The 21,757-nt window shown below is 58.0% G+C and carries 18 protein-coding genes; 12 read left to right on the plus strand and 6 right to left on the minus strand.

Annotation, left to right across the window (positions count from 1 at the left end; translation table 11 throughout):
* Window positions 1–60: 60 nt before the first annotated feature.
* From LJA86_RS07075 to LJA86_RS07090, 4 genes are all read left to right on the plus strand, one after another.
* Window positions 61–588: a GNAT family N-acetyltransferase gene (locus tag LJA86_RS07075; protein WP_045910584.1), complete on the plus strand. Its 528-nt coding sequence runs from the start codon at window positions 61–63 to the stop codon at window positions 586–588.
* Window positions 589–687: 99 nt separating this feature from the next.
* The gene (locus tag LJA86_RS07080; RefSeq protein ID WP_205246191.1) at window positions 688–1,437 is read left to right on the plus strand and encodes a 5'-nucleotidase, lipoprotein e(P4) family; all 750 of its coding nucleotides are present in this window, start codon (window positions 688–690) and stop codon (window positions 1,435–1,437) included.
* 142 nt (window positions 1,438–1,579) lie between these two features.
* Entirely contained in the window at window positions 1,580–2,566 is a 987-nt protein-coding gene (locus LJA86_RS07085; protein WP_126533858.1) for an MBL fold metallo-hydrolase, read from the plus strand.
* A 4-nt stretch (window positions 2,567–2,570) separates the two neighbouring features.
* On the plus strand, window positions 2,571–3,482 hold the full coding sequence (locus LJA86_RS07090; protein ID WP_229225892.1) for a LysR family transcriptional regulator: 912 nt from the start codon (window positions 2,571–2,573) through the stop codon (window positions 3,480–3,482).
* Here the strand turns inward: LJA86_RS07090 and LJA86_RS07095 are convergent.
* Entirely contained in the window at window positions 3,473–4,357 is an 885-nt protein-coding gene (locus LJA86_RS07095) for a LysR substrate-binding domain-containing protein (RefSeq protein WP_229225893.1), read from the minus strand. The two genes, LJA86_RS07090 and LJA86_RS07095, sit on opposite strands and share 10 nt — an antisense overlap.
* A 113-nt stretch (window positions 4,358–4,470) precedes the next feature.
* On the opposite strand from LJA86_RS07095, the gene LJA86_RS07100 reads away from it, so the two are divergent.
* Window positions 4,471–5,961: a UbiD family decarboxylase gene (locus LJA86_RS07100; protein WP_229225894.1), complete on the plus strand. Its 1,491-nt coding sequence runs from the start codon at window positions 4,471–4,473 to the stop codon at window positions 5,959–5,961.
* 24 nt (window positions 5,962–5,985) lie between these two features.
* Here LJA86_RS07100 and LJA86_RS07105 read toward each other — a convergent pair whose 3' ends face one another.
* From LJA86_RS07105 to opgC, 5 genes are read right to left on the minus strand one after another with little or no spacing between them, the layout of a single operon-like run.
* Complete coding sequence (locus LJA86_RS07105) at window positions 5,986–6,411, minus strand: ATP-binding protein (RefSeq protein ID WP_208762889.1); 426 nt, start codon at window positions 6,409–6,411, stop codon at window positions 5,986–5,988.
* A complete protein-coding gene (locus LJA86_RS07110) occupies window positions 6,412–6,750 on the minus strand; it encodes an STAS domain-containing protein (protein ID WP_048223277.1) in 339 nt (112 codons plus the stop codon).
* On the minus strand, window positions 6,740–7,954 hold the full coding sequence (locus tag LJA86_RS07115; protein ID WP_219983778.1) for a PP2C family protein-serine/threonine phosphatase: 1,215 nt from the start codon (window positions 7,952–7,954) through the stop codon (window positions 6,740–6,742). The genes LJA86_RS07110 and LJA86_RS07115 overlap by 11 nt, the downstream gene beginning before the upstream one ends.
* Before the next feature lie 9 nt (window positions 7,955–7,963).
* On the minus strand, window positions 7,964–8,863 hold the full coding sequence (locus LJA86_RS07120) for a hypothetical protein (protein ID WP_045910591.1): 900 nt from the start codon (window positions 8,861–8,863) through the stop codon (window positions 7,964–7,966).
* An 11-nt stretch (window positions 8,864–8,874) separates the two neighbouring features.
* Window positions 8,875–10,092: an OpgC domain-containing protein gene (gene opgC, locus LJA86_RS07125; RefSeq protein ID WP_063621686.1), complete on the minus strand. Its 1,218-nt coding sequence runs from the start codon at window positions 10,090–10,092 to the stop codon at window positions 8,875–8,877.
* A 280-nt stretch (window positions 10,093–10,372) separates the two neighbouring features.
* Between opgC and LJA86_RS07130 the strand changes: the two genes are divergently transcribed.
* The 7 genes from LJA86_RS07130 to LJA86_RS07160 are packed head-to-tail and all read left to right on the plus strand — an operon-like array spanning window position 10,373 to window position 21,700.
* Window positions 10,373–12,190 (plus strand): glycosyltransferase, encoded by a 1,818-nt coding sequence (locus tag LJA86_RS07130; RefSeq protein WP_229225895.1) that lies wholly within the window; start codon window positions 10,373–10,375, stop codon window positions 12,188–12,190.
* Complete coding sequence (locus LJA86_RS07135) at window positions 12,187–13,506, plus strand: DUF3131 domain-containing protein (protein ID WP_045910594.1); 1,320 nt, start codon at window positions 12,187–12,189, stop codon at window positions 13,504–13,506. The genes LJA86_RS07130 and LJA86_RS07135 overlap by 4 nt, the downstream gene beginning before the upstream one ends.
* Window positions 13,503–15,050: a DUF3131 domain-containing protein gene (locus tag LJA86_RS07140; RefSeq protein ID WP_024909516.1), complete on the plus strand. Its 1,548-nt coding sequence runs from the start codon at window positions 13,503–13,505 to the stop codon at window positions 15,048–15,050. Before LJA86_RS07135 ends, LJA86_RS07140 begins: the two co-directional genes overlap by 4 nt.
* Window positions 15,035–16,429, plus strand: a complete 1,395-nt coding sequence (locus LJA86_RS07145; protein ID WP_229225896.1) for a DUF3131 domain-containing protein — start codon at window positions 15,035–15,037, stop codon at window positions 16,427–16,429. The genes LJA86_RS07140 and LJA86_RS07145 overlap by 16 nt, the downstream gene beginning before the upstream one ends.
* Complete coding sequence (locus tag LJA86_RS07150) at window positions 16,426–16,851, plus strand: globin (RefSeq protein ID WP_024909518.1); 426 nt, start codon at window positions 16,426–16,428, stop codon at window positions 16,849–16,851. The genes LJA86_RS07145 and LJA86_RS07150 overlap by 4 nt, the downstream gene beginning before the upstream one ends.
* Before the next feature lie 11 nt (window positions 16,852–16,862).
* A complete protein-coding gene (locus LJA86_RS07155) occupies window positions 16,863–19,529 on the plus strand; it encodes a hybrid sensor histidine kinase/response regulator (protein ID WP_229225897.1) in 2,667 nt (888 codons plus the stop codon).
* Window positions 19,529–21,700 (plus strand): glycosyl hydrolase 2 galactose-binding domain-containing protein, encoded by a 2,172-nt coding sequence (locus LJA86_RS07160; RefSeq protein WP_420707830.1) that lies wholly within the window; start codon window positions 19,529–19,531, stop codon window positions 21,698–21,700. Before LJA86_RS07155 ends, LJA86_RS07160 begins: the two co-directional genes overlap by 1 nt.
* Window positions 21,701–21,757: the final 57 nt, after the last annotated feature.

Raw genomic sequence — 21,757 nt, forward strand, 5'->3', positions numbered from 1 at the left:
GCTCAGCGGATTTAACCGCTTCGTCTATTCTTTATGAAATAACTCACTATCGGGAATACTATGCAGATTCGAAAAGGATTAAATACGGACCTCGTCCGTCTTGAATGTTGTGACTTTTCTTTCACCATTAGCCACATTGCGCGAGAGCCCTTTATCCATTGTGATTTGCATATTGAAGCCGTCGCCGAGCCGTGGATAAAAACCTACGAACTTGACATTCAAACGCTTGAAAACCATTGCGTTAATCCGGACGCCATATTTCTTGTGGCGGAAACGGATGATGGTGAATTAGCCGGATTTATTACCGCGTCAATCGGCTGGAATAAGTTTATTTCAGTGGATTATATTGCCGTTGATCGCACCAGACGCAGAACCGGCGCCGCGCAAAAATTAATGGCCGCCGCCCACGTCTGGGCCCGCAGCGTAAACGCGCCCGGATTACGGCTTGAAACACAAAATGTGAACGTCTCCGCCTGCCTGTTTTACCGTCACTACGGATTTACTCTGGGCGGGTACGACCGTTATCTCTACAACGCCTTGCCGGAAAAAGACGAGGTCGCCCTGTTCTGGTATTACATGCTGGTCTAGCGGAAACACATTGCCACATCGCGGTCATATTTCTGTCACTGAATTTCATTACGCTTTCGGGATTTTAACCAGGGTGTTGAGGAAAAAAGCGTGAATTCAATGGCTAAGGCATTACTGCTGGCATTACCTGTTATGAGTGCAGCGGCAACCGCGACGGCTGCCGGGCGCGACCTGTGTGAACCGAAAGCGTACGAAATGGCGCTGCGCTATCAGCAGAAATCGGCAGAGATTATGGCCCTTCAGCTGCAAACCTATCGGTTTGCCACCGAGCGTTTCAACGAGAAGTTAAAAGATCTGAAAACGCCCGAAAACTACGCCGTGGTGATGGACCTCGACGAAACGGTGCTGGATAACACCCCTCTGCTGGTGCGCGACGCGGAGCAGTGTCACGACTATACACAATGGGACACCTGGAGCGACTGGGAGAAGCAGGGAAAACCCGGCTTAATCCCGGGAGCAAAAGCGTTTCTTGACCATGTGAATCAGAGCAAGGTCCGGATCTACTATGTCTCGGATCGTATGCATGAAAATAAAGCCGACACGCTGAAGACGTTAAACGCTCTCGGCCTGCCGCAGGTGTCTGACGAAAGCGTGCTGCTGGATACGGTCAGCAAGGAAGAGCGCCGCCAGAGCATCCTCAAAAAGCAGCAGATCGTGATGCTGTTCGGCGACAGCCTGCCGGACTTCGCCGTGCAGTTTAAAAACAAAAAGCCGAGCGAGCAGCAGCGTGAGCTGGTTGAAGCCAGCGCCGAACACTTCGGCAACGACTGGATTGTGCTGCCTAATGCCGCTTATGGCGCCTGGTCCAAAGCCACGCTCGATAGCTGGAACGCACCGCTGAAAAAATAAGGTCTTACGGGCCGGAAAAGGCATTGCCCGCCTTCCCGGCCCTTCGATTGACTATCCATCCCGTTTATAGGTCCTATCATTTCTGGGCAGGTTCTTATAATTTTACGGAGCAGTAAGATGAGCACTTTCAAAGGAGACTCGTATGCTTACCGTGAAAAAACTTGCTCTTTCCACGCTGATTTCCAGTTCACTGCTTTTCTACCCTGCGCTCCAGGCCTCGGCAGAGACGCCCCAGCACGTCGTTAAACAACCGGCGGGCGGATACAGCGTTCAGGTTGGGGACGTTCTGGTCACCTCGTTTACCGACGGGACCGTCGCGCAGGATCTGCACAAGCTACTGCGCCGGACTACGCCGCAAAACATTGATGCGCTGCTCGCGAAAAACGTCCAGACCAACCCGGCTGAGGTCTCCATCAACGCATTCCTGATTGCGATACCCGGACATAAAATCCTGGTGGATACCGGCTCTGGCCAACTCTTTGGTCCTGATACCGGCGGACGTCTGGTTGAAAGCCTCGCCACGCAGGGGATAAAACCCGAGGACATCACTGAAGTCCTGCTGACTCACGCTCACTCCGATCATGCCGGTGGCCTGGTGAAAGATGGCAAGGTGGTGTTCAGCAACGCGCGCGTTTTCGTTGGCAAACCGGATATCGACTTTTTCTTTAACGACGACAATCAGAAGAAAACCGGCTACGGCAAGAACTACTTTGACGTCGCGCAGAAGACCTTGAAGCCCTATCTTGACGCGGGGAAAGTGGTGCCGTTTAGCGGCACATCGGAGATTCTCCCGGGTCTGACCGGCACGGTTCATCCCGGCCATACGCCGGGTTCAGCCTTCTACACGCTAACGAGTAAAGGCGAGAAGATCACCTTTGTCGGCGACATCATTCATGCCGCGGCGGTTCAGTTCCCGCAGCCTGCGGTGACCATCACCTACGATGAAGATCAGAACAAAGCGGCAAGCGTACGCGAGCATGCGTTCGCTGACTTTGTGAAAAACAAGGACCTGGTTGCCGCCCCGCACCTGCCTTTCCCGGGCATCGGCTATGTGACGAAAGGCGAGAAAGGCGGTTATGCCTGGGTCCCTGTCACCTATACCAACCGGGACGCCAGCGGCGCGAAATAGAGCGATGACGCGGATATCTGACATGGACATAGCCCTGCTCCTGACGCTGGACGCCCTGCTTCAGGACAGGAACATCACCCATGCGGCCGCTCGTCTGGGCATCAGCCAACCCGCGCTGTCTGCCCGTCTCGCCCGTCTGCGCACGCTGTTTGGCGAACCGCTGTTCATTCCCTCCCCGCATGGACGCGGGGTGCTTCCCACGCCGCGAGCGGAAGCGCTCAAGCCGCAGGTGGCGAACGTACTGCGCGGCATCAGCGCGCTGTTTGCCCCCACGGCATTTGATGCGCAAACCAGCAGCCGCACCTTTGTTATCGCGCTGCATGAGAACCCGGCGCTGATGCTCGGCACCGGGCTGCTTAACCAGGTGGGAACCGACGCACCCGGCATCCGCCTGCGCTTCGCCCTGCCGGAGATGGCTGACCTGCCGCAGCAGCTGGAAAACGGGGATGTGGATATCTACATCGGCGTGAGCGCGGGCGCCCATGACGGGTGGGTAAGGCGCAAACTCCTCGACGACGCGTTTGCCACCGCCCAGCGTAAAGGCCATCCGCGCGGAACAGGTCCGTTAGATCTGGAAAGCTACTGCGCGCTTTCCCATCTGGTGGTGTCGTCGGCAGGGGATCCGTTTACCGGCTTTGTCGACCAAACTCTTGCCGGGCTGGGCTATCAGCGACACGTCGCCATGTCCACCCAGAGCTACGCCATGGCGCCGCCGCTGGTTGCCGGTACCGACCTGGTGTGCACCCTGCCGGAACGGATGCTGCGACGGTTCGCCAGCACGCTGGATATTTTTCCACCGCCGCTGCCGCTCCAGCCGATTACCATCAACATGTACTGGCACCCGAAAAACAGCCAGGATCCGGCGAATGCCTGGCTGCGCGAGCAGCTGCTGCGGGCCGCCGGACGTCAGGTGTGATCGAGGGTAACCAGAAACTTTTTAAGCACTTCTGAGCGTATAATCCGGTGGCAAACCAGGGTAAGTTCGCTCTCCCGCAGCCGATCAAGGATGTCCACGTAGACGACGTCCTCGACGCTCACCGCCTTTGCCGACGCGGGCAGCAGCGCCAGACCAAACCCTGCCGAAACCAGGCTTATCACCGTGGGCACGTCAGTCGCATTTTGCACCACGTCCGGCTGAAAGCCCGCCCCGCTGCAGGCGTCATAGAAATACTGCTCCAGCCCCATTCCCTCCGGGTCGCGCAGGGAGATCCATTTTTCGTCTTTCACCGACGAAAGCGTCAGCGCGGCGGACCCGGCCAGCGGATGCTGACGATAGAGCGCCAGCACCGTTTTCTCCGAGGCGAACGGCCGGCTTTGCAGATCGTCCGGCAGCGACGGCAGCGGCGCGCGGATGATGGCCACATCCAGCTGGTTGCTCTGCACGGCGGCGTAGAGCGTCTGCACGTTTCCCGTCATCAGCGACATGGTAATGGCCGGCCAGCGGCTATGCATCTGGCGCAGCGCGGCGGGCAGCCTGCCGTCGAACATCGCGCTCGACACGCACCCGAGGTTTAACACGCCCTGCTCGCCCCTTGCCGTCTGTCTGGCGTCCAGCACCGCCTGCTCGGTTAACGAGATGGCAAGCCTGGCTTTTACCAGGAACGCTTCGCCCGCGGGCGTCAGGGTTAAGCGGCGATTCGCCCGGCTGAAAAGCGTGACGCCTAAACGTTCTTCCAGCGCCTTTATCTGCTGGCTTAGCGCCGGTTGCGCCATGTTCAGACGCTCGGCGGCCCGGTGCATATGGAGCTCTTCGGCCACGACGATGAAGTGGCGCATCTGACGAAACTGCACGAGACGACTTCCTGAATTGATATGAATTTACTTATCAATTTAACAGTAATGATGCAATTGATGCTATTGGTCATTGCCATAAAAATGGAGGTATTCAACCGAGGGAGGAAAATATGGAACATAAGATTAACGATCTCCGCAGCGCCATCGCCTTACTGCACCGCCACGAAGGGCAGTATATCGAAACCGATCATCCGGTCGATCCCAATGCCGAGCTGGCGGGCGTCTATCGCCATATCGGCGCGGGTGGCACGGTCAAACGTCCAACCCGTACGGGCCCGGCCATGATGTTCAACAGCATTAAGGGCTATCCGCACTCCCGCATCCTGGTGGGCATGCACGCCAGCCGCGAGCGCGCGGCGCTCCTTCTGGGCTGCGAGCCCTCTGAACTGGCAAAACACGTCGGCCAGGCAGTCAAAAAACCGGTTGCGCCGGTTGTCGTCCCGGCCTCGCAGGCCCCCTGTCAGGAGCAGGTCTTCTACGCTGACGATCCTGACTTCGACCTTCGCAAGCTGCTTCCGGCCCCAACCAACACGCCGATTGATGCGGGTCCGTTCTTCTGTCTGGGGCTGGTGCTGGCAAGCGATCCGGAAGACAGCTCGCTGACGGATGTCACCATTCACCGCCTCTGCGTGCAGGAGCGCGACGAGCTTTCCATGTTCCTTGCCGCCGGGCGCCATATCGAAGTGTTCCGCAAAAAGGCGGAAGATGCCGGAAAGCCGCTGCCGGTGACGATCAACATGGGTCTCGACCCCGCCATCTATATCGGCGCGTGCTTTGAGGCCCCAACCACGCCGTTTGGCTATAACGAGTTGGGCGTCGCTGGGGCGCTACGCCAGCAGCCGGTTGAGCTGGTGCAGGGCGTGGCGGTCAAAGAGAAAGCCATCGCGCGGGCGGAGATCATCATCGAAGGTGAACTGCTTCCGGGCGTGCGCGTGAGAGAGGATCAGCACACCAACACCGGCCACGCGATGCCGGAGTTCCCGGGCTACTGCGGCGAGGCGAATCCCTCCCTGCCGGTGATCAAAGTGAAAGCCGTGACCATGCGAAACCACGCTATCCTGCAGACGCTGGTGGGACCGGGAGAAGAACATACCACGCTGGCCGGACTGCCGACCGAGGCCAGCATCCGTAATGCGGTTGAAGAGGCTATTCCGGGATTCCTGCAAAACGTCTATGCCCATACCGCGGGCGGCGGTAAGTTCCTCGGGATACTGCAGGTGAAAAAACGCCAGCCGTCAGACGAAGGACGCCAGGGCCAGGCGGCACTCATCGCCTTAGCCACCTATTCGGAGCTGAAGAACATTATTCTGGTCGACGAAGACGTGGATATTTTCGACAGCGACGACATCCTGTGGGCGATGACGACGCGCATGCAGGGCGATGTCAGCATCACCAATATTCCGGGGATCCGCGGCCACCAGCTCGATCCGTCCCAGTCGCCGGATTACAGCACCTCGATTCGCGGCAACGGCATTTCCTGCAAGACGATCTTCGACTGCACGGTGCCGTGGGCACTGAAGGACCGCTTCGAGCGCGCGCCGTTTATGGAGGTGGATCCACGTCCATGGGCGCCGACACTGTTTGCTGACAACACGAAATAAAATCACGCGCGTATGACCTGCGGGTCATACGCTGATTTTCTTCTCAAGCGTGGCGATATTTTCACCCGCCACGCGTTCCACAGTGAAACGATCGACGCTCAGCAAAATGAGCATCAGCCCCCTGCCGCTCTCCAGCAGCGGCGACATTTCGCAGAAGCGGTCTCGCCTGGCGGCCTCAAGCCGCTCCTGCGGGAACGCGTCACCCGCGTCGCTAAAAACAACGCAGACGTCATTGCCGCGGACATCGAACTGGACGCGAAAGACGCGCGAGTTATCCTCGTGAAGCGCGTAGCGGATGATGTTCGTCGCCACTTCACAGGCGGCGAGATCGAAGGCGAAACGCCACTCATCATCTACGGGAAGCGCGCTCAACCTGTCGCCAAGCCAGCCGGACAGCGGCGTCAGGGACGCGATCGCCGCCGGAAATTCAGCCTGTTCCGGCCTCTGCATCTACTGCCCCAGTTGCGCAAGCGCGCTATGTTTATCCGGATAGATGCGGAAGATGCGATCCATTCGGGTCAGGGTGAACATGTTCATGATCCCGGGGTTCAGGGCGCACAGCGCCATTTCGCCTTTTCCGTTCATCAGCTTGAACAACGACACCAGCATCCCCAGCCCGCTGCTGTCGATAAAATCCACTTTGCTAAAGTCGACGATTAAGGCTTTACGATCGCTGCCAATTTCCTCCGTCACGGACGCTTTAAACGTCGCGGCAACGGAGGCATCCAGCCGCCGGACTGCGGGCGTGAGAATGTTGGCATGCGGTAGTCGCTCGGTGTTAATAATCATTCTGTTCTCCCTGACGTTCAATCACGAGCAGTGACACGTCGTCGGTTAAGGCGATCGGTTCATCACGATTTGCATTGCGCCAGCCAGTCAGGTGGTCACCAAACCGCGGCAGGAGCTGGTCAACCGGGAGCCGGGCATGCTCATGAAGCCAGCGTTCGAGACGCTGCGGGCCAAACTGCTCGCCGCTGACGTTCTCGCACTCCGTAATACCGTCACTGAATAAGCATAAGCGATCCCCCGGATTGAGGGAAAACGCGACGTCCTCCCAGCTCAGGTCTGGGATCAGGCCGACCGGCGGGCCGCCATCGCCCACGGACGTGACAGCGCTGTCTGCGTTCACAATGACGGGAGTAGGATGCCCTGCCTGGCACAACAATCCCTGCCCGCTTTCTGGATCGATCACGCCGTAAATGAGCGTGAAATAACTGGTGATGTCGCTCTCTTCACTGCAAAAGCGGCTGTTCAACATCCTGACGACCTCCGCGGGTGACTGAATGCCGCCCTCATCGGTAAACAGGAAGCGGTCCACCACCCGGCCATGTAAAAACTGGCGAGCCACCGCGAGGGACATCATCGCGGCCCCCACGCCGTGACCCGAGACATCAACGCAATAGAATCCCAGATGGGAATCCAGCGGAAAGATATTGAACACATCGCCCGAGACCCAGGCTGACGGTAAGAAAAGCCAGTCGGAGAAGTAGTCGCCGTAGCGTAAGCGGTGTGAAGGCAGCACCGAGTGCTGAACACGTGCCGCCAGTTCAAGATCTTTTTCAATCTGATGCAAGGCTTCACTCAGGCGTTTGTTGTGCGCCGCGAGGGTCGCTTCCAGCGTCAAAATACGGACCCCGGCGTGAAGCCGCGCCCGGAGTTCAGCCTGTTCAACGGGCTTACTCAAAAAATCATCCGCCCCGGCATCAAACCCCTGCGTCACGTCACCGGCATTCTCGCGGGCCGTCAACAGGATGATATACACGTAGCGGCCAAACTGACGGTTGCGGATGGTCTGACACAGCGTCAGCCCGTCCATTTCCGGCATTTCCCAGTCGCTTATCACCATGCTGATCGGCTGACTGGACAAGATTTCCAGCGCAGCAACACCATTTTCCGCCTCGCTCACGACATACCCCCACTGGGTGAGCATCCGGGAGAGTAACCGACGATAAATCAGCGAATCTTCAACGATTAACACGTGCAGCGCCGACATGTATCCCTCCTATAGCGGTAAGAACCAGATGAGGCTCACGGTCCCTTCCCTGAATTTTGCGTTACCGTTGCCGTGCCCCGGATAGCGCGTCCCCGCATAGTTAGCATACTGAACAGAGAACGATCCCGGCGTATAGCCCGCGTAGCCAAAGCTGTAGCTGTAATCGCCGTTCCAGGGCTGCTGCTGGCTGCTGTCCGGGAACCAGAATGCCGTCGCACGAACGAAGAAATGTTGTTTAAAGGTGTAGCCGCAGCCGCCGAGCATGACGTTTTTATTTTTGCGGATGTCATCGCTGCTGAGGTCGTAGTAGCGCGGCACCCAGCTGTACCCGACCTGGCAAATGATGGAATCCCCTTTATTAATCAGGAGCGTGTTTTCAACCGGTTTCGGTAGCGAAAACTTGTAGGCCAGCGTGAAGGCGCCCTGTTCGAAATAGGTATGTCTCCGGCTGCCTGACGTCCAAAAGTGGTTTTCACCGTAGTTACCGTAAACCAGGCTGAACGTATTGGCATGCCAGTCGTCATAGCCGAAGCTGTAGCGAAAATCGGCGGTATAGCGGGTGGTATCTCTGACCGGCAATCGGGAGGTAATGTTGGCAAACCAGAAGCTGTACGGGGAATACTGCAGACTAAGGTTGAGCGTCTGGTTAATTTTTTTCTCCTGCGCGGCGCTGTCAGAGCTATTAGGCACGCTCACCAGCTGCTCTTTCAGCCCCGAACTGAAGCTCAGAGCCCCAGAAAATTTCTTGTCATTTCCCGAGAACAAACGCCCCCACCGGCTGGTAAAAACGCCTGCCTGAACGGGTTCACCGTTCTTATCGCGCAGGGTTTCTTTATCACTATTTTGTGCCGCCTCTGCGGCGGGGATCGCGGCGAGCAGCACGCCCGCCAGAAGCCATTTTTCGCGCATAACCGCCATCCTTAGTTAGGTATCCAGCGTGCGCCGACGTCGTATTTTGCCATCAGCCACAAAATACCCAGTGCCGCCGCATGCACTAACGTGTTCTCTATCCAGGCGTGACGCCATAAGTCGAAGGTGATGAACTGGCTCACCAGCAGCACCACGTACACATGCAAAATAAAGGTATAGAGCGAGTGCTGGCCTAGCGGGATCAGGAACCATCCCAGCAGGCGGTTGAGCGGCGTCCAGCAATACGTCAGCACCAGGTAGACGGTAACCATCAGGGCGATATCGTTTAGCACCCTCACCGGGCCCAGCCCGTTCTTCGCCGCCCAGGTGTGATAAAACGTATTGAAGCTGTCAGGCGGGATGACGTGCATGAGTAGCGCGGGCGGCATAAACGGGTTGGTATGGTTCTGGGCAACAAACCCCAGCACCAGCGACACCATGACCAGCGCCACTACCACCCCTTTCCCCGGAGGCGTCCGGGCGAAAGAGAGCAGTTCGGCTTTATACCAGCCGCTGGCCATCCCCAGCACAAAGATGAACTGCCAGGCCAGCAGCGGGAAGGCAAATTCGAACTCCGATGGCGTCAGTCGAAGCGGCCACCGCTGCCACAGGCTGTACACCAGCAGCGACAGCCCCAGCAGCCACCAGACTTTCCCTTTCTGCAGCATCCCCAAAAATAGCGGGCTGAGTAGCAGCAAGAAGATATACAGCCCCAGAATCTGCGTCTGATGGGGGCCGATCTGCAAATAGAGAATAATGTTGAACCAGGTCTCTTTAATTTGCGGCGTAACAGGATAAAGCGACCAGCTTTGCCCCGAAAAACGGTCGGTAAAATGGGTGACCTCGAAAACATTAATATGTGGGATATAGGCCAGGAGAATAAATGACACTATGATAATGATATTTACACGATATATTTTCCACGCCCTGAGATAAAGCCCCCAGGACACCGTGAGTAAAACCACTTTTTGCAGACGCGCGCGATTCAGCATTCCCAGCATAAACCCCGAGAGAATGACAAAGCCTTCTGCACCGGTTGTTAACCCAAAACGCTCCCAGGAGAATATATTAAATACCGACATGACCTCCGTATGCGCCACGACCATCATGACGAGGGCTATGCCGCGCATAAAGTCAATTCTCAGGTCCCGTGCACCTGCTACGGCATAACGCCATGCTGTTGATTTAGCGTCATCTTCTTGCGCTACCGACGGCGCAACATGGCTCATAGGGTGTCCTTTGCCTGAAAACGAAAATTAAGGTCTAAATAAAGTAGATAGTCTAAAGGAATAGTAACTGCAATTTATCACCGGCAGATGAAAAACATTAAGCAGAATTAAATCCAAATTAATCACTGCTACATATTAATAAAAACGACGCTGGACACTTTTATTCGGCGTTCTACACTTATCTTAAATCTTGTTTAATCGCTATTTTCTTTCGCTTTTGGGCAACTGTCTGCGCAGCAGAATGGGTCTGCATTTTCACGGAATCAGGAACGCCGGAACTATGGATTTTTATTTTTCCCGTTTTGAACATCGTCGTCCTCCGGAGCCGTTAACAACACCGCGTTGGGTAATGATGACCTGGCAGGTGTTAGCGGTCGCGGCGCTTATTCTGGGTGCCAATTATATTTACTGGCGCTGGACCGCCTCCCTGAATACTGACGCATTATGGTATGCCATTCCGCTGGTCCTCGCCGAAACCCTGGCGTGGATTGGCACCGTGCTGTTTACCATCAATTTGTGGAAAGAACAGGATCCTCCTCAGAGTCCGCCGCCCGGCGAAATTAACGAATGTCTGTCGCCTGAGGAGGCCGTAGAACCTCGTCCTGTAAAAGTGGATTTGTTCATTGCCACCTACTCGGAAGACACCGAGCTGGTCAGGCTATCCATTCGCGATGCCCTGAAGATGGCGTACCCGTTCCCGATTGACTACCGCATCCACGTGCTTGATGACGGCCGCCGCCCGGATATGAAAGCCGTCTGTGAAGAGGAAGGCGTTAACTATATTACTCGCCAGACCAACATCGGCTTTAAGGCCGGCAACCTGCGCAACGGCCTTGAGCAAACCGACGGCGATTTTATTGTTATCTGCGACGCCGATACCCGCGTATTTCCCACCCTGCTCAGCCATACGCTCGGCTATTTCCGCGACCCGGACGTGGCCTGGGTGCAGACGCCGCAGTGGTTCTTCGACCTTCCGGAAGGAGAAAACCTGTCGCGCTGGGGCCAGCGAAAAGCCGGAAAAGTGGGCTACGGTCTGGGCTGGCTGATTCAAAAGTGTGTTGGCCCGGTCACGATAGGCCGCGACCCGTTTTTTAACGATCCGCGCATGTTCTATGACGTGATCCTGCGGCGGCGCAACTGGGCGAACGCGGCTTTCTGCTGCGGTGCGGCGTCCATTCACCGTCGTGAGGCGGTCATGCAGGCCGCGCTGAGAAGCTATGTCTGGTCCGTTGAAGAGGAGATCCATCGACATACCCGCGACATCCGCGATGACGAAACGCGGGACGCGCTGCAGAATGCAATGCGTCCGCACGTGGCGTTTGACACCGAGCTCACCCCCTACAAATTCCACGTCTCGGAAGATATTTACACCTCGGTGCTGCTGCACGGTGACGCCGCACGACGCTGGCGCTCGGTTATGCATCCGCGGGTTGAGTCGAAGATGCTCTCTCCGCAGGATATGCTGACCTGGATGATCCAGCGTTTTAAGTACGCCGCCGGTTCGCTGGATATTTTGTTTCATGACAACATCTTCAGCCGTCGCCGCTTCAGGCTTTCCCTCCCCCAGACGCTGATGTATGCCACCACCTTCTGGTCGTACATGGCCTGCGTGTGGAACACGGTGTTTTTGATTTCGCCTATTATCTATCTGTTTACCGGCATTCCGCCGGTGTCCGCCTGGTCGACGCCGTTCTATCTGCATTTTCTCCCGTTTTTTATTTTCTCTGAACTGGCCTTTATGTTTGGTACCTGGGGGATCTCGGCCTGGGACGGCAGGGCCTCTTACCTCTCCTTCTTTTCCATGAACCTGCGCGCGCTCAATACGGTGCTGCGGGGCGAGCAGATTAAATTTCACGTCACGCCAAAAGAGCGGCAGACGGGCCGTTTTCTCTACCTGGTGAAGCCGCAGATTGCCATCGTGGTACTGACCCTCGCAGGGCTTATCTGGGGCGGTATCCAGGTGGCGCGTGGACAGGTGGACGACCCCTCCGGCTACGTCATCAATATTTTCTGGGGAGGGGTGAACATCGCCGCCATGCTGCCGCTGATTTTCGCGGCCATGTGGACGCCCGCTGAAGAGGATGAGGTCACCCAATGAGGATACGTGATGCCCTGCTGCCCGCGCGCAGCTACCTCACCATTTTGCTCGGCTTCCTGATCGGCTTTGCCATTGTGGTCTGGGTGGAGAAACAGATGCCCACGCGCGTGGAAAGCAGCGGCGGCATCGCGCTCAGTAAAGACTTCCCGCCGCTGCCGGCGAAACGCGCGCTGACCTATGACGAAGCCATCTGGGCGCGGGTCGCCTGGCAATACTACGTGAATAATACCCAGCCAAACGGCCTGGCGAACGCCAGCGACGGTGAGCCGTGGCTGAGCCTCTGGAGCGTAGGGAGCTACCTGTTTGCGACCGCTGCCGCAGAGCAGCTCAATATTATTTCCGCCGATGAATTCGACGAGAGGGTCGGCACGGCCCTGTTCACGCTGGGGCAGTTACCGCTCAACAAGCAAGGCCTCCCTGCCGCGTATTACCATGCGGACACCCTGAAGATCCTCGGCAAACCCGACGCCTCGGCAATTGGGCTGAGCCGCCTGCTGACGGCGCTTCAGACCCTCCTGTGGCGTTATCCTCAGCACGCGGCGGCTATCCACGATCTGTTTAGCCTCTGGAACACCGGCGCACTGATTGAAAATAACGTTCAAAGTCAGGCGGCCGTTCCACTCCATCACTGGACGCTGACTGATGACGAACAGCGGGACAGCTTTGGCTACCGTCTCTATGCCAGCCATACGCTGCGCCTGATTGACAGCGCGGCAGGCCTCGCGGTGACCAACCCCCCTGAAGGGCAAAAGATGATCGATCTGGATGGCGTGATGGTGCCCGATGAGGGACTACGCACGCCATGGGGCAAGCAAACCTCCCTGATCAGTCTCCCCTATCTGTTAACCGGTCTTGAGCTGGGCTTTGATGCGCAGAGCGCTGAAATCGCGTGGCGGATTATGCAGATCCAGCAGCGGCGCCATAGCCTGCGCAGCCCAAAACCGCCGGTCAGCACGGATTATGCCGAACCGGCGCCGGATTACGTCAACGATCTGCCGGACAGGCAGCCGGTTCAGGCGCGCAACCTGCGCGACGAGGTGCCAGAGAAAGTGGCGATTACCTCCACCCGCACCGCGTTTGCCTGGTACGCCCTGTTCCGCAACAGCTGGAGCGAAGCGCTGCGCCAGCAGGTTCTGGCCCTTCAGGTGCCGGGTAAAGGCTGGCAGCGCGGGTTAAATCTCAACAACAGCGTCAATGCCGTCGTGGACGCCGATACCAATGCCATTGTGCTGGAAAGTCTGTCTTACATCGCGCATGGTCAGATGCTCTGTCTGGCCTGCCTCTACACTTCCCCCTCAGCAGGAGCAACGCCATGAAGCCACGATCCCCGATCCTTTTCCACCTGCTCACGGGAATAACGATCTGCTGGCTGGCCTTATCGACCGTGCGTGCGGATACCGAGCTGCCTGCATCAGGTTACTCCCCGCGCAGCGGCGAGCTGACCGCCCGGGAGATGACCATCGCGAAAAACGCCTGGCAGTATTTCGTCTCCAACTATCAGCCCACGACGGGCCTGGTGAATGCGGTCAACAAATATCCCTCCACCACCATGTGGGACAGCGCCTCCTATCTGGCCGCCCTGACGGCGGCGCGCGAGCTGGGGATCATTGATAAAGCGGAATTTGACCGCCGGATGCTGAAGTTTCTCGCCACGTTAAACACCCTGGTACTGTTCCGCAACGAGCTGCCCAACAAGGCCTATAACACCATCAGCGGCCAGAAGGTGGACTACACCAACAAGCCCGGCGAAATTGGCTTCTCGGCGCTGGATATCGGGCGAATGCTGGTCTGGCTGAAAATCATCAAAGAACGTTACCCGGAATACGGCAACAGTATTGATAACGTGGTGCTCGGCTGGGATTTCAGCCATGCGATCGACCCCTGCGGCACGCTGTATGGGGCCTATCTGGAGAACGGCCAGCCGAAATATGTTCAGGAAGGTCGGCTGGGCTATGAAGAGTACGGCGCGGCCGGTTTCCAGCTGTGGGGGTTTAATACCTGTAAAGCCAGCCGTCCGCAGCCTTACGAGCTGGCCGAAATCTACTGCGTGCTGGTCCCGTACGATACGCGCGATCCGCGCAACACGTCGCAGCATAACTACGTGGTGACGGAATCCTACCTGCTCTACGGGCTGGAGTTCGGCTTTGATAAACCGACCGACCGGGATAACGCCCCGCGCGACTACTCCCTGACGTGGATGAAAAACTTTGCTGACCGCGTTTATCAGGCTCAGGAGAACCGCTATACCATTACTGGCGTCCTCACCGCGCGCTCCGAGCACCAGCTCGATAAGGCGCCTTACTTCGTCTATGACACCGTCTTCAGCGACGGATACAACTGGAACACGATTACCGATAAGGGCCAGTTCGTCCCTAACGCTGCCGCGATATCGCTGAAGGCGGCGCTGGGCATGTGGGTGCTGTGGAACTCCCCTTATACCGACCGCCTGCTCAACACCATTGAGAATGCCAACGAAGAGGGAAAAGGCTACTACGAAGGGCTGTATGAAAACGGTGACGGCCCGATCAAAGAATTCACCGCCAACAATAACGGCATCATGCTGGAGGCCCTGTTGTTCAAAAAAGAGGGAAAACTGCTGGCCTTCAACACCGACAACCCGAAGAGCAAGGATTTTGCGCCGTCGCTGTGGGATCAAAAGCTGCTCGATCAGTTTGAAGAGAACAACGCGCTGCGCAGTCGCCCGTTCCTGACCAGCACACCGGCCGTAAAAAGCTGGTGCGACCGGACCGGCGTCACGCAGCGTACCAAACCCGCCTGTCAGGCCTGTCAGTGCGCGTCATGCAGCGCGGACGAGCCCGTTAAACTGCCTCCGGTGACTGCGCAATGCTTAAAACCTTAGCCAGAGGGCTCGCGGGATTACTCCTCGCAGGCGCGATCATCTTTGCCCTGTTTGGCCATCAGGGCGCAGGCTGGCGCTGGCTCATCCACGGTGGCTGGCACTCCAGCGCGCGTATTGCCGCCCTGACGCCGGAGGAGCAGACGTGGGCGGCGATCGCCTGGCGCTATTTCGTCAATAATACCCAGCCGCAAACGGGCCTGGTCAACGGGAGCGACAAACAGCCTCGCGTCACGCTCTGGCAAATGGGCGATACGCTTATCGCCCTGCTGGCGGCAAAAGAGCTGGGGCTAATTGATGATGCCGAGTATGACGCTCGCTTAACCCGTATCATGGGCACCCTTAACCGCCTGATGCTGACCGATGCCCGGACGCCGGGCCGACTCTATTCCAGCCAGACGGCGACGCCCGTCGATTTTAGCGGCAAGCCCAGCAAAAACGGCTGGTCTGCGCGCGATATGGCGCGTCTGATGCTCGCCCTGCGCCTCACCGCAGAACGGGAACCGCAGTACAGCGAATACCTCGATAAAATCATCCTGCGCTGGAATTTCTGCCCGGTCATCGACGGCGAAGGTGAACTGTGGTCATCTTCCCTGCAAAACGGTCAGCCGGTGGTGCGCGAGGAGCTGCGCCTGGGCGAGAGCGAATATGCCGCAACGGCGTTTCAGCTTTGGGGGTTTTCCCCGGAGAAAGCGTTTACGCCCCCGGCGCACCACGTCATCATCGCCCAGCGGCGTCTGGCCGTTGATGCCAGGGATCCACGCACCACGTGGCAGCCCTCCCTGATTACCACCCTTCCCTATATGCTGCCGGGCCTGGAGTTTGGCTGGGAGCCCGAAGGCGTTGCGGCCGATCGGCAAAAGTACCTGCGCAAGCAGGCCGAAAACGTCTGGCTGAGCCAGAAGAGCCGCTGGGAGACCGATAAAATCCTGACGGCCAGGGCAGATTTCTCGCTCTCTCAGGCACCCTGGCATATCCAGGATACGGTCTGGGGAAATGGCTATGCCTGGAACTCTGTCGGCGACGATGGCCGGGACTACACCCGTTTCGCACAGGTATCGACCAAGGCGGTTTTTGCCCTGTGGGCTCTTTGGGACACTCCGTACACCGACGTGCTGATGACGGTCACAAAACACCTTAACGATCCGCAGAAAGGCTGGTACGAAGGCCGTCAGGAAGCCACGGGCGATACCAACGCTGCCTTAACCCTCTCAACCAATGCCACGGTTCTGGAAGCCCTTTTCTTTAAACACAACGCCGGGCCGCTGTTTGATGTGCGTCGGTCGAAGAAAGAGAGCTATTTTTCACGCCGTCTGGCAGAGGAATACACGCCTGTCGGCCACTGTCTGCCGGGCGAAAGCACCATAAGGAGGACGCCGTGAAGTTTTATCGCGATCTGTTTGAATCCAGCCTGAACCGCGTCTTTCCGAATAATGAAAAAACCGCGTTTTTTCAGACGTTCTATGACGCCTTCGTCCATATGTCACCCGAAACGGAAGCGCATTTTTCTCGTCTTCCGGATCGTGAAGGTCAGCAGACCCTGTTTAAAAGTTTCTTCGCCATGCTTGCGGTAGACGGCGCGTTAATCGTGCCTGATTTTCTCGAGCGCCTGGCGCGGGAGCAAAGCGACGACGGCCTCCACCTCCCCCCGCGATTCTTTGCCCTGTGGCGCGAAGCGATGTTGAACGCGGTGAGCGAGCGCGATCCGCAGTGCGACGATGAGATCCTGACGGCCTGGGCCATGGCGATCGCGCCCGGGCTGGAATACCTGCGCCGACAGGCAGAACTGCACTACCGCGCGTAGGGAGGATCACGATGAGTTCGTTCACGTACGATCTTAACGCACTGCCGGCCGCCGTCATGATTTATGACCGCGAGGAACGCCTTCAGGCCTGGAATCACAACGTGGCCCTGTTTTATCCGGTCATAACCCCGTGGCTGAAGGTGGGGACGACACTTGAGGCGCTGGCGGAACGCTTTATCGATGCCGTTTACAACGTCGACCCCGGCCTGCGCCAGACGCTGCGCGAGTCGATCGTGCGCAACTGTCGGCAGGATAAACATTGCGAAGTGCGGCAGGCGGGCCAGCGGCGGATCTTCGTCCAGCACCAGCGGCTTGCGGACGGCGGCATTGTCAGCCTGCACAGCGATATCACGGAGCTGGATGAAGCGCAGCGCGCGCGCCATCAGCTGCATGACGACTTTCTGCTGACGGCGGAATCCATCCATATCGGGATCTGGGACTGGCAGGTTTCTGGCGACACGCTCCAGGTGAATGACACCCTGCTTGCCATGCTGGGCCAGTCGCGCACACAGTGGCGATATCCGGTACGTTTTCTCCTCAATCAGGTCCACGAGGACGATCGCGCAGCGCTACGCAAGGCGCTGCACGCTTCGAAGCAGGATCACCGTCCGGTCTTTGAATGTGAAATTCGCGTGCATCACCCTACCGAAGGACTGCGCTGGATGCTGCTCTCCGGCCAGGTGGTCACCCTCTCCATTGAGGGAAACGCCGAGCGCGTGATTGGCACGCTGCAGGATATTACGCGGCGCAAAGAGGCTGAAATTCAGGCGTTCGCCTCGGCCATTGAGGCACAAAAAGCCAATGAGGCAAAAAGCGCGTTCCTGGCGAATATGAGCCATGAAATTCGCACCCCGATGAACGGCATTATTGGCATGACCCAGCTGTGCCTGGATACGTCTCTCAGTGCCGATCAGCGCGATTATCTGACCCTGGTGATGAGCTCTGCCCAGTCTCTGCTGCATATCATCAACGACATTCTCGATTTTTCCCGAATTGAAGCCGGCAAAGTGGAGCTGGAGGCGGACCCCGTGCCTGTCCGCCCCTTTATTCAGTCGCTTATTCGCCCGCACATGCCGGGGGCGAGCGAAAAAGGCATTGAGCTGCTGGTTGATATTGCGCCCGACGTCCCCGACGTGCTGCTGGTCGACGGCGCGCGTCTGCGCCAGATCCTGACTAATTTGCTGGGTAACGCGCTGAAGTTTACCCATCAGGGAGAAGTGATTCTGGTTGTTGAGCCAGACGATAGCGCGGACAGATGGCGTTTTCGCGTGCGCGACAGCGGCATTGGCATACCGGCAGATAAGCAGAAGGCTATTTTTGAAGCCTTCAGCCAGGCGGACAACTCAACCACCCGCCGCTATGGCGGTACGGGGCTCGGGCTAACCATCTCGGCAAGACTGGTTGCGGCGATGGGGGGCGAATTAACGGTCTCCAGCGAGCCGGGAAAAGGCAGCGAATTTTCGTTCTCGCTGCCGCTGGCGGCGCAGACCCTTGCGCCCGGAGAGCGCCCACATAGCCAGCGCTTTAACGGGGAACCCGTGCTGGTGGTTGATGATAACGCGACCAACCTGCGGCTGCTGGCAGCGATGCTCAGCCAGATGGGGCTGAAACCCACTTGTGTTAACAACGCCAGCGAGGCCATCAATCGGGTTAAAACGGGAACGGCTTGGCCGCTGATCCTGCTGGACGCTCAGATGCCGGATATGGACGGCGTGTCGCTGGCCCTTGAGCTTTCAGTTCTGCCGCAGGTTGCTGAGAGCCATATCATTATGCTGAGCTCCATGAGCCGACATTTTGATATCAATATGCTGAAGCGGATCGGGATCAAGACCTATCTGCATAAGCCTATCGCCCAGGATGAATTACATCAGGCGATTGCCGCCGCGTTTGAACGTTCGCCGGCGCCCGTGGGTGAAAGCCCCCCCGCGCCTGTCGCCTCGCCAGGGGCTACGGGACTGCGGATCCTGCTGGCTGAAGATAATCTGGTCAACCAGAAGGTCGCCGCGCGCCTGCTCGAGCGGCTCGGACACACCTGTCAGATCGTCGATAATGGCGTCGCGCTGCTGGAACGCTGGCGCGAGGATGCGTGGGACGTTTTGCTGATCGACCTTCAGATGCCAGAGATGGACGGTGAAACCGCCATTCGCCTGCTGCGTGAAGAAGAACGGTCCCGGCCCGGCACGGCTCAGCCCACCGTCGCCATGACCGCACACGCCATGCAGGGGGACAAAGAGCGCTGTCTTAACATGGGTTTCGACGGCTACATTGCCAAACCCATCAGCCAGGAGCGTCTCGCTGAAGAGATTACTCGCGTGCTCCAGCGCCATGAGGATTTCTCCGACTTTCCGGATGAAGCACGCCTGCTGAAGCAGTGCGCTGACGATCCCGCCCTGGTGCAGGAGCTGCTCGCCCTTTTTGGCGAAGGGCTAAATGAAGCAATCAAAACCATTACCCAGGCGATCGACAGCAACGACCGCGAGGCGCTGCGCCGCGCGGCCCACAAGCTGCGCGGAGAGGCCGTCACCCTGGACTTCAGCACGCTCGCACAGCAGCTTCAGGTGCTGGAAAGCGACGCGCATGCGCTGGATGGGCAACAGCTTGCGGCCCTGAATGACAACCTTCGCCAGGAATCGCTGCGCCTGATGGCGTGGCTCACCGCACGCGGGGTAAACGCATGATGACTCGCAACTGTGCGCTGCTCTTTGCCCTGTTGACCACCCACACGGTGGCGAACTCCGTGCCGGTCAGCTGGTCACTGGCAGGAGAATGGCAGGTTCAGGATGCCAATGACAGCGCACATCCTGCCGCATCAGGCTGGCGCCCGCTTCAGGTTCCTGCCAACTGGTACAGCGCCGGATACGATCACCAGGGCGCGCTGTGGTATAAGCACGCGTTTTCCCTGCCCGTGCAGCCCCCCGACGTAATGAGTACTCTGGTGTTTGACGGCGTCGATTATCTTGCAGAGGTGGCGCTGAACGGCAAGCCGCTGGGCAAGCATGAGGGCTATTTTCAGCGCTTTTCGCTGGATGCCCGCTCAGCGTTACAACGTCACAACCAGCTCGTGGTCAGGGTCGACAGCCCTTACGAAGATCCCACTAAGGTCTGGCCGCTGCATAAAACGCTCATGAAGGGGATCCTTAACCAGCATGACACGCGTCCCGGTGGGGCCTGGTCGCCGCAAGGACAGGATGCTAACTCAGGCGGCATCTGGGCACCGGTCAGGCTGCATCTTAGCCGGGGCGCTACCCTTGATGAGACCATCCTGCGGCCCGACTGGACGCAGGGGCTGACTCGCCCGGCGTTAAAGGCGGAGATTCGCTATCGCGCGCTCGATCCGGGCCCGGCGACCGTACGGCTCACCGCCACGCCCGCCAATTTCAGCGGCAAGCGCTATCAGGCTGACTTTCCGGTTACCCTCGAAAGCGGCGCCCATTCCGTGCAGGTGACGCTGCCCATGCCGAAGGCAAAACTGTGGTGGCCCGTCGGCACGGGGAAACCGCACCTGTATACCATTCGCGTGGCATTACGCGATGAAAACGGCCTGATGGATACGGCGGTCACCCGCACCGGGCTGCGTAAGATCGTCGAGCAGCCCGACAATAAGGGCTGGCTCATTAACGACAAACGCCTTTTCATTAAGGGCAGTAATTACATCGGTTCCCCGTGGCTCAGCACCATGACGCGAGAAAAATACCGTCGCGATCTTCGTCTGGTGGAGGCCATGAACGCCAACGCCATACGCGTGCACGGACACGTTGCCGGACGTGCATTGTATGACGTGGCCGATGAGATGGGGATGATGATCTGGCAGGACGTCCCGCTGCAGTGGGGCTACGACAGCCGTGACGCCTTTACGAAAAATGCGGTTCGCCAGACGCGGGAGATGATCAAACAGTTTGGCAATTCGCCCGCCATCATCGTCTGGGGCGGGCATAACGAACCGCCGTGGAACTCGCCGTGGATGGAAAAACGCTTCCCGGACTGGAATAAAGATCTGAATCGCGATCTCACGCAGCAGGTAGCGGATACGCTTGCCGAAGATACTTCGCGCATCGTGCATCGCTTTTCCGCCGTTGAAGAGCATTACTGGGCGGGCTGGTACTTCGGCACCGTGCGCGACCTGCTTGCACCGGCTAAAACGGGGATCATTACCGAGTTCGGCGCGCAGGCGCTTCCCCGCTTATCGACACTAAAAACCATCATCCCGGCGGCCTCGCTCTGGCCAAAAACGACCGCCGCTGACGATCCCGGCTGGACCGTCTGGAAATACCATAATTTTCAGCCCTTCCAGACCTTTAAGTTTGCCGGTATTCCGCGCGGGAAGAACATTCAGGCGATGATTCGCAATACTCAGGCGTACCAGTCTCAGCTGGTGGCCACGGCGGCAGAAAGCTATCGCCGACAGCGCTACCAGCCGGTGACGGCCCTGTTCCACTTCATGTTCGTGGAAACCTGGCCCTCCATCAACTGGGGCGTGGTGGACTACCTGCGTAAACCTAAGGCCGGGTTTTACGCGCTACAACGTGCGTACCAGCCTGTTCTGCCATCCATTGAACCGGTCACCGCGCAGTGGCAATCCGGGGCGGCGGCGACCGTGCGTCTGTGGGTCATTAACGACACCTGGAAACCGTGCCGCGAATGCCGTCTGACCTGGCGCATCACCCAGCGCGATAAGGTGCTGGCAAAAGGCACGACGACGATGACGATCGCAGCAGACTCGGGAACGATGATTAAAACGCTGACGGCCACGCCCGCGGGCCAGGATGACGTGTCGATTCGGTTTACGATAAAAAACAGTGCGGGAAAAATTGTCGGCGAAAATCAGCGCACGGAGTCCGTCATAAAGTGAGCGAGGGGAAAAGGAAAATTGCCGCTTCCCCTGCTTTCTTGTACCCTTTCAGCGTTT

The sequence above is a fragment of the Enterobacter sp. TCD1-1 genome, from assembly GCF_020567405.1.
In the GTDB taxonomy this organism is placed as follows: Bacteria; Pseudomonadota; Gammaproteobacteria; order Enterobacterales; family Enterobacteriaceae; genus Enterobacter; species Enterobacter quasiroggenkampii.

Excerpts from the sequence above, each read along its gene's own strand:
- LJA86_RS07075 (WP_045910584.1), top strand. The coding sequence starts at position 61 with ATGCAGATTCGAAAAGGATTAAATACGGACCTCGTCCGTCTTGAATGT.
- LJA86_RS07080 (WP_205246191.1), top strand. The coding sequence starts at position 688 with ATGGCTAAGGCATTACTGCTGGCATTACCTGTTATGAGTGCAGCGGCA.
- LJA86_RS07085 (WP_126533858.1), top strand. The coding sequence starts at position 1,580 with ATGCTTACCGTGAAAAAACTTGCTCTTTCCACGCTGATTTCCAGTTCA.
- LJA86_RS07090 (WP_229225892.1), top strand. The coding sequence starts at position 2,571 with ATGACGCGGATATCTGACATGGACATAGCCCTGCTCCTGACGCTGGAC.
- LJA86_RS07100 (WP_229225894.1), top strand. The coding sequence starts at position 4,471 with ATGGAACATAAGATTAACGATCTCCGCAGCGCCATCGCCTTACTGCAC.
- LJA86_RS07105 (WP_208762889.1), bottom strand. The coding sequence starts at position 6,411 with ATGCAGAGGCCGGAACAGGCTGAATTTCCGGCGGCGATCGCGTCCCTG.
- LJA86_RS07110 (WP_048223277.1), bottom strand. The coding sequence starts at position 6,750 with ATGATTATTAACACCGAGCGACTACCGCATGCCAACATTCTCACGCCC.
- LJA86_RS07115 (WP_219983778.1), bottom strand. The coding sequence starts at position 7,954 with ATGTCGGCGCTGCACGTGTTAATCGTTGAAGATTCGCTGATTTATCGT.
- LJA86_RS07120 (WP_045910591.1), bottom strand. The coding sequence starts at position 8,863 with ATGCGCGAAAAATGGCTTCTGGCGGGCGTGCTGCTCGCCGCGATCCCC.
- opgC (WP_063621686.1), bottom strand. The coding sequence starts at position 10,092 with ATGAGCCATGTTGCGCCGTCGGTAGCGCAAGAAGATGACGCTAAATCA.
- LJA86_RS07130 (WP_229225895.1), top strand. The coding sequence starts at position 10,373 with ATGGATTTTTATTTTTCCCGTTTTGAACATCGTCGTCCTCCGGAGCCG.
- LJA86_RS07135 (WP_045910594.1), top strand. The coding sequence starts at position 12,187 with ATGAGGATACGTGATGCCCTGCTGCCCGCGCGCAGCTACCTCACCATT.
- LJA86_RS07140 (WP_024909516.1), top strand. The coding sequence starts at position 13,503 with ATGAAGCCACGATCCCCGATCCTTTTCCACCTGCTCACGGGAATAACG.
- LJA86_RS07145 (WP_229225896.1), top strand. The coding sequence starts at position 15,035 with ATGCTTAAAACCTTAGCCAGAGGGCTCGCGGGATTACTCCTCGCAGGC.
- LJA86_RS07155 (WP_229225897.1), top strand. The coding sequence starts at position 16,863 with ATGAGTTCGTTCACGTACGATCTTAACGCACTGCCGGCCGCCGTCATG.
- LJA86_RS07160 (WP_420707830.1), top strand. The coding sequence starts at position 19,529 with ATGACTCGCAACTGTGCGCTGCTCTTTGCCCTGTTGACCACCCACACG.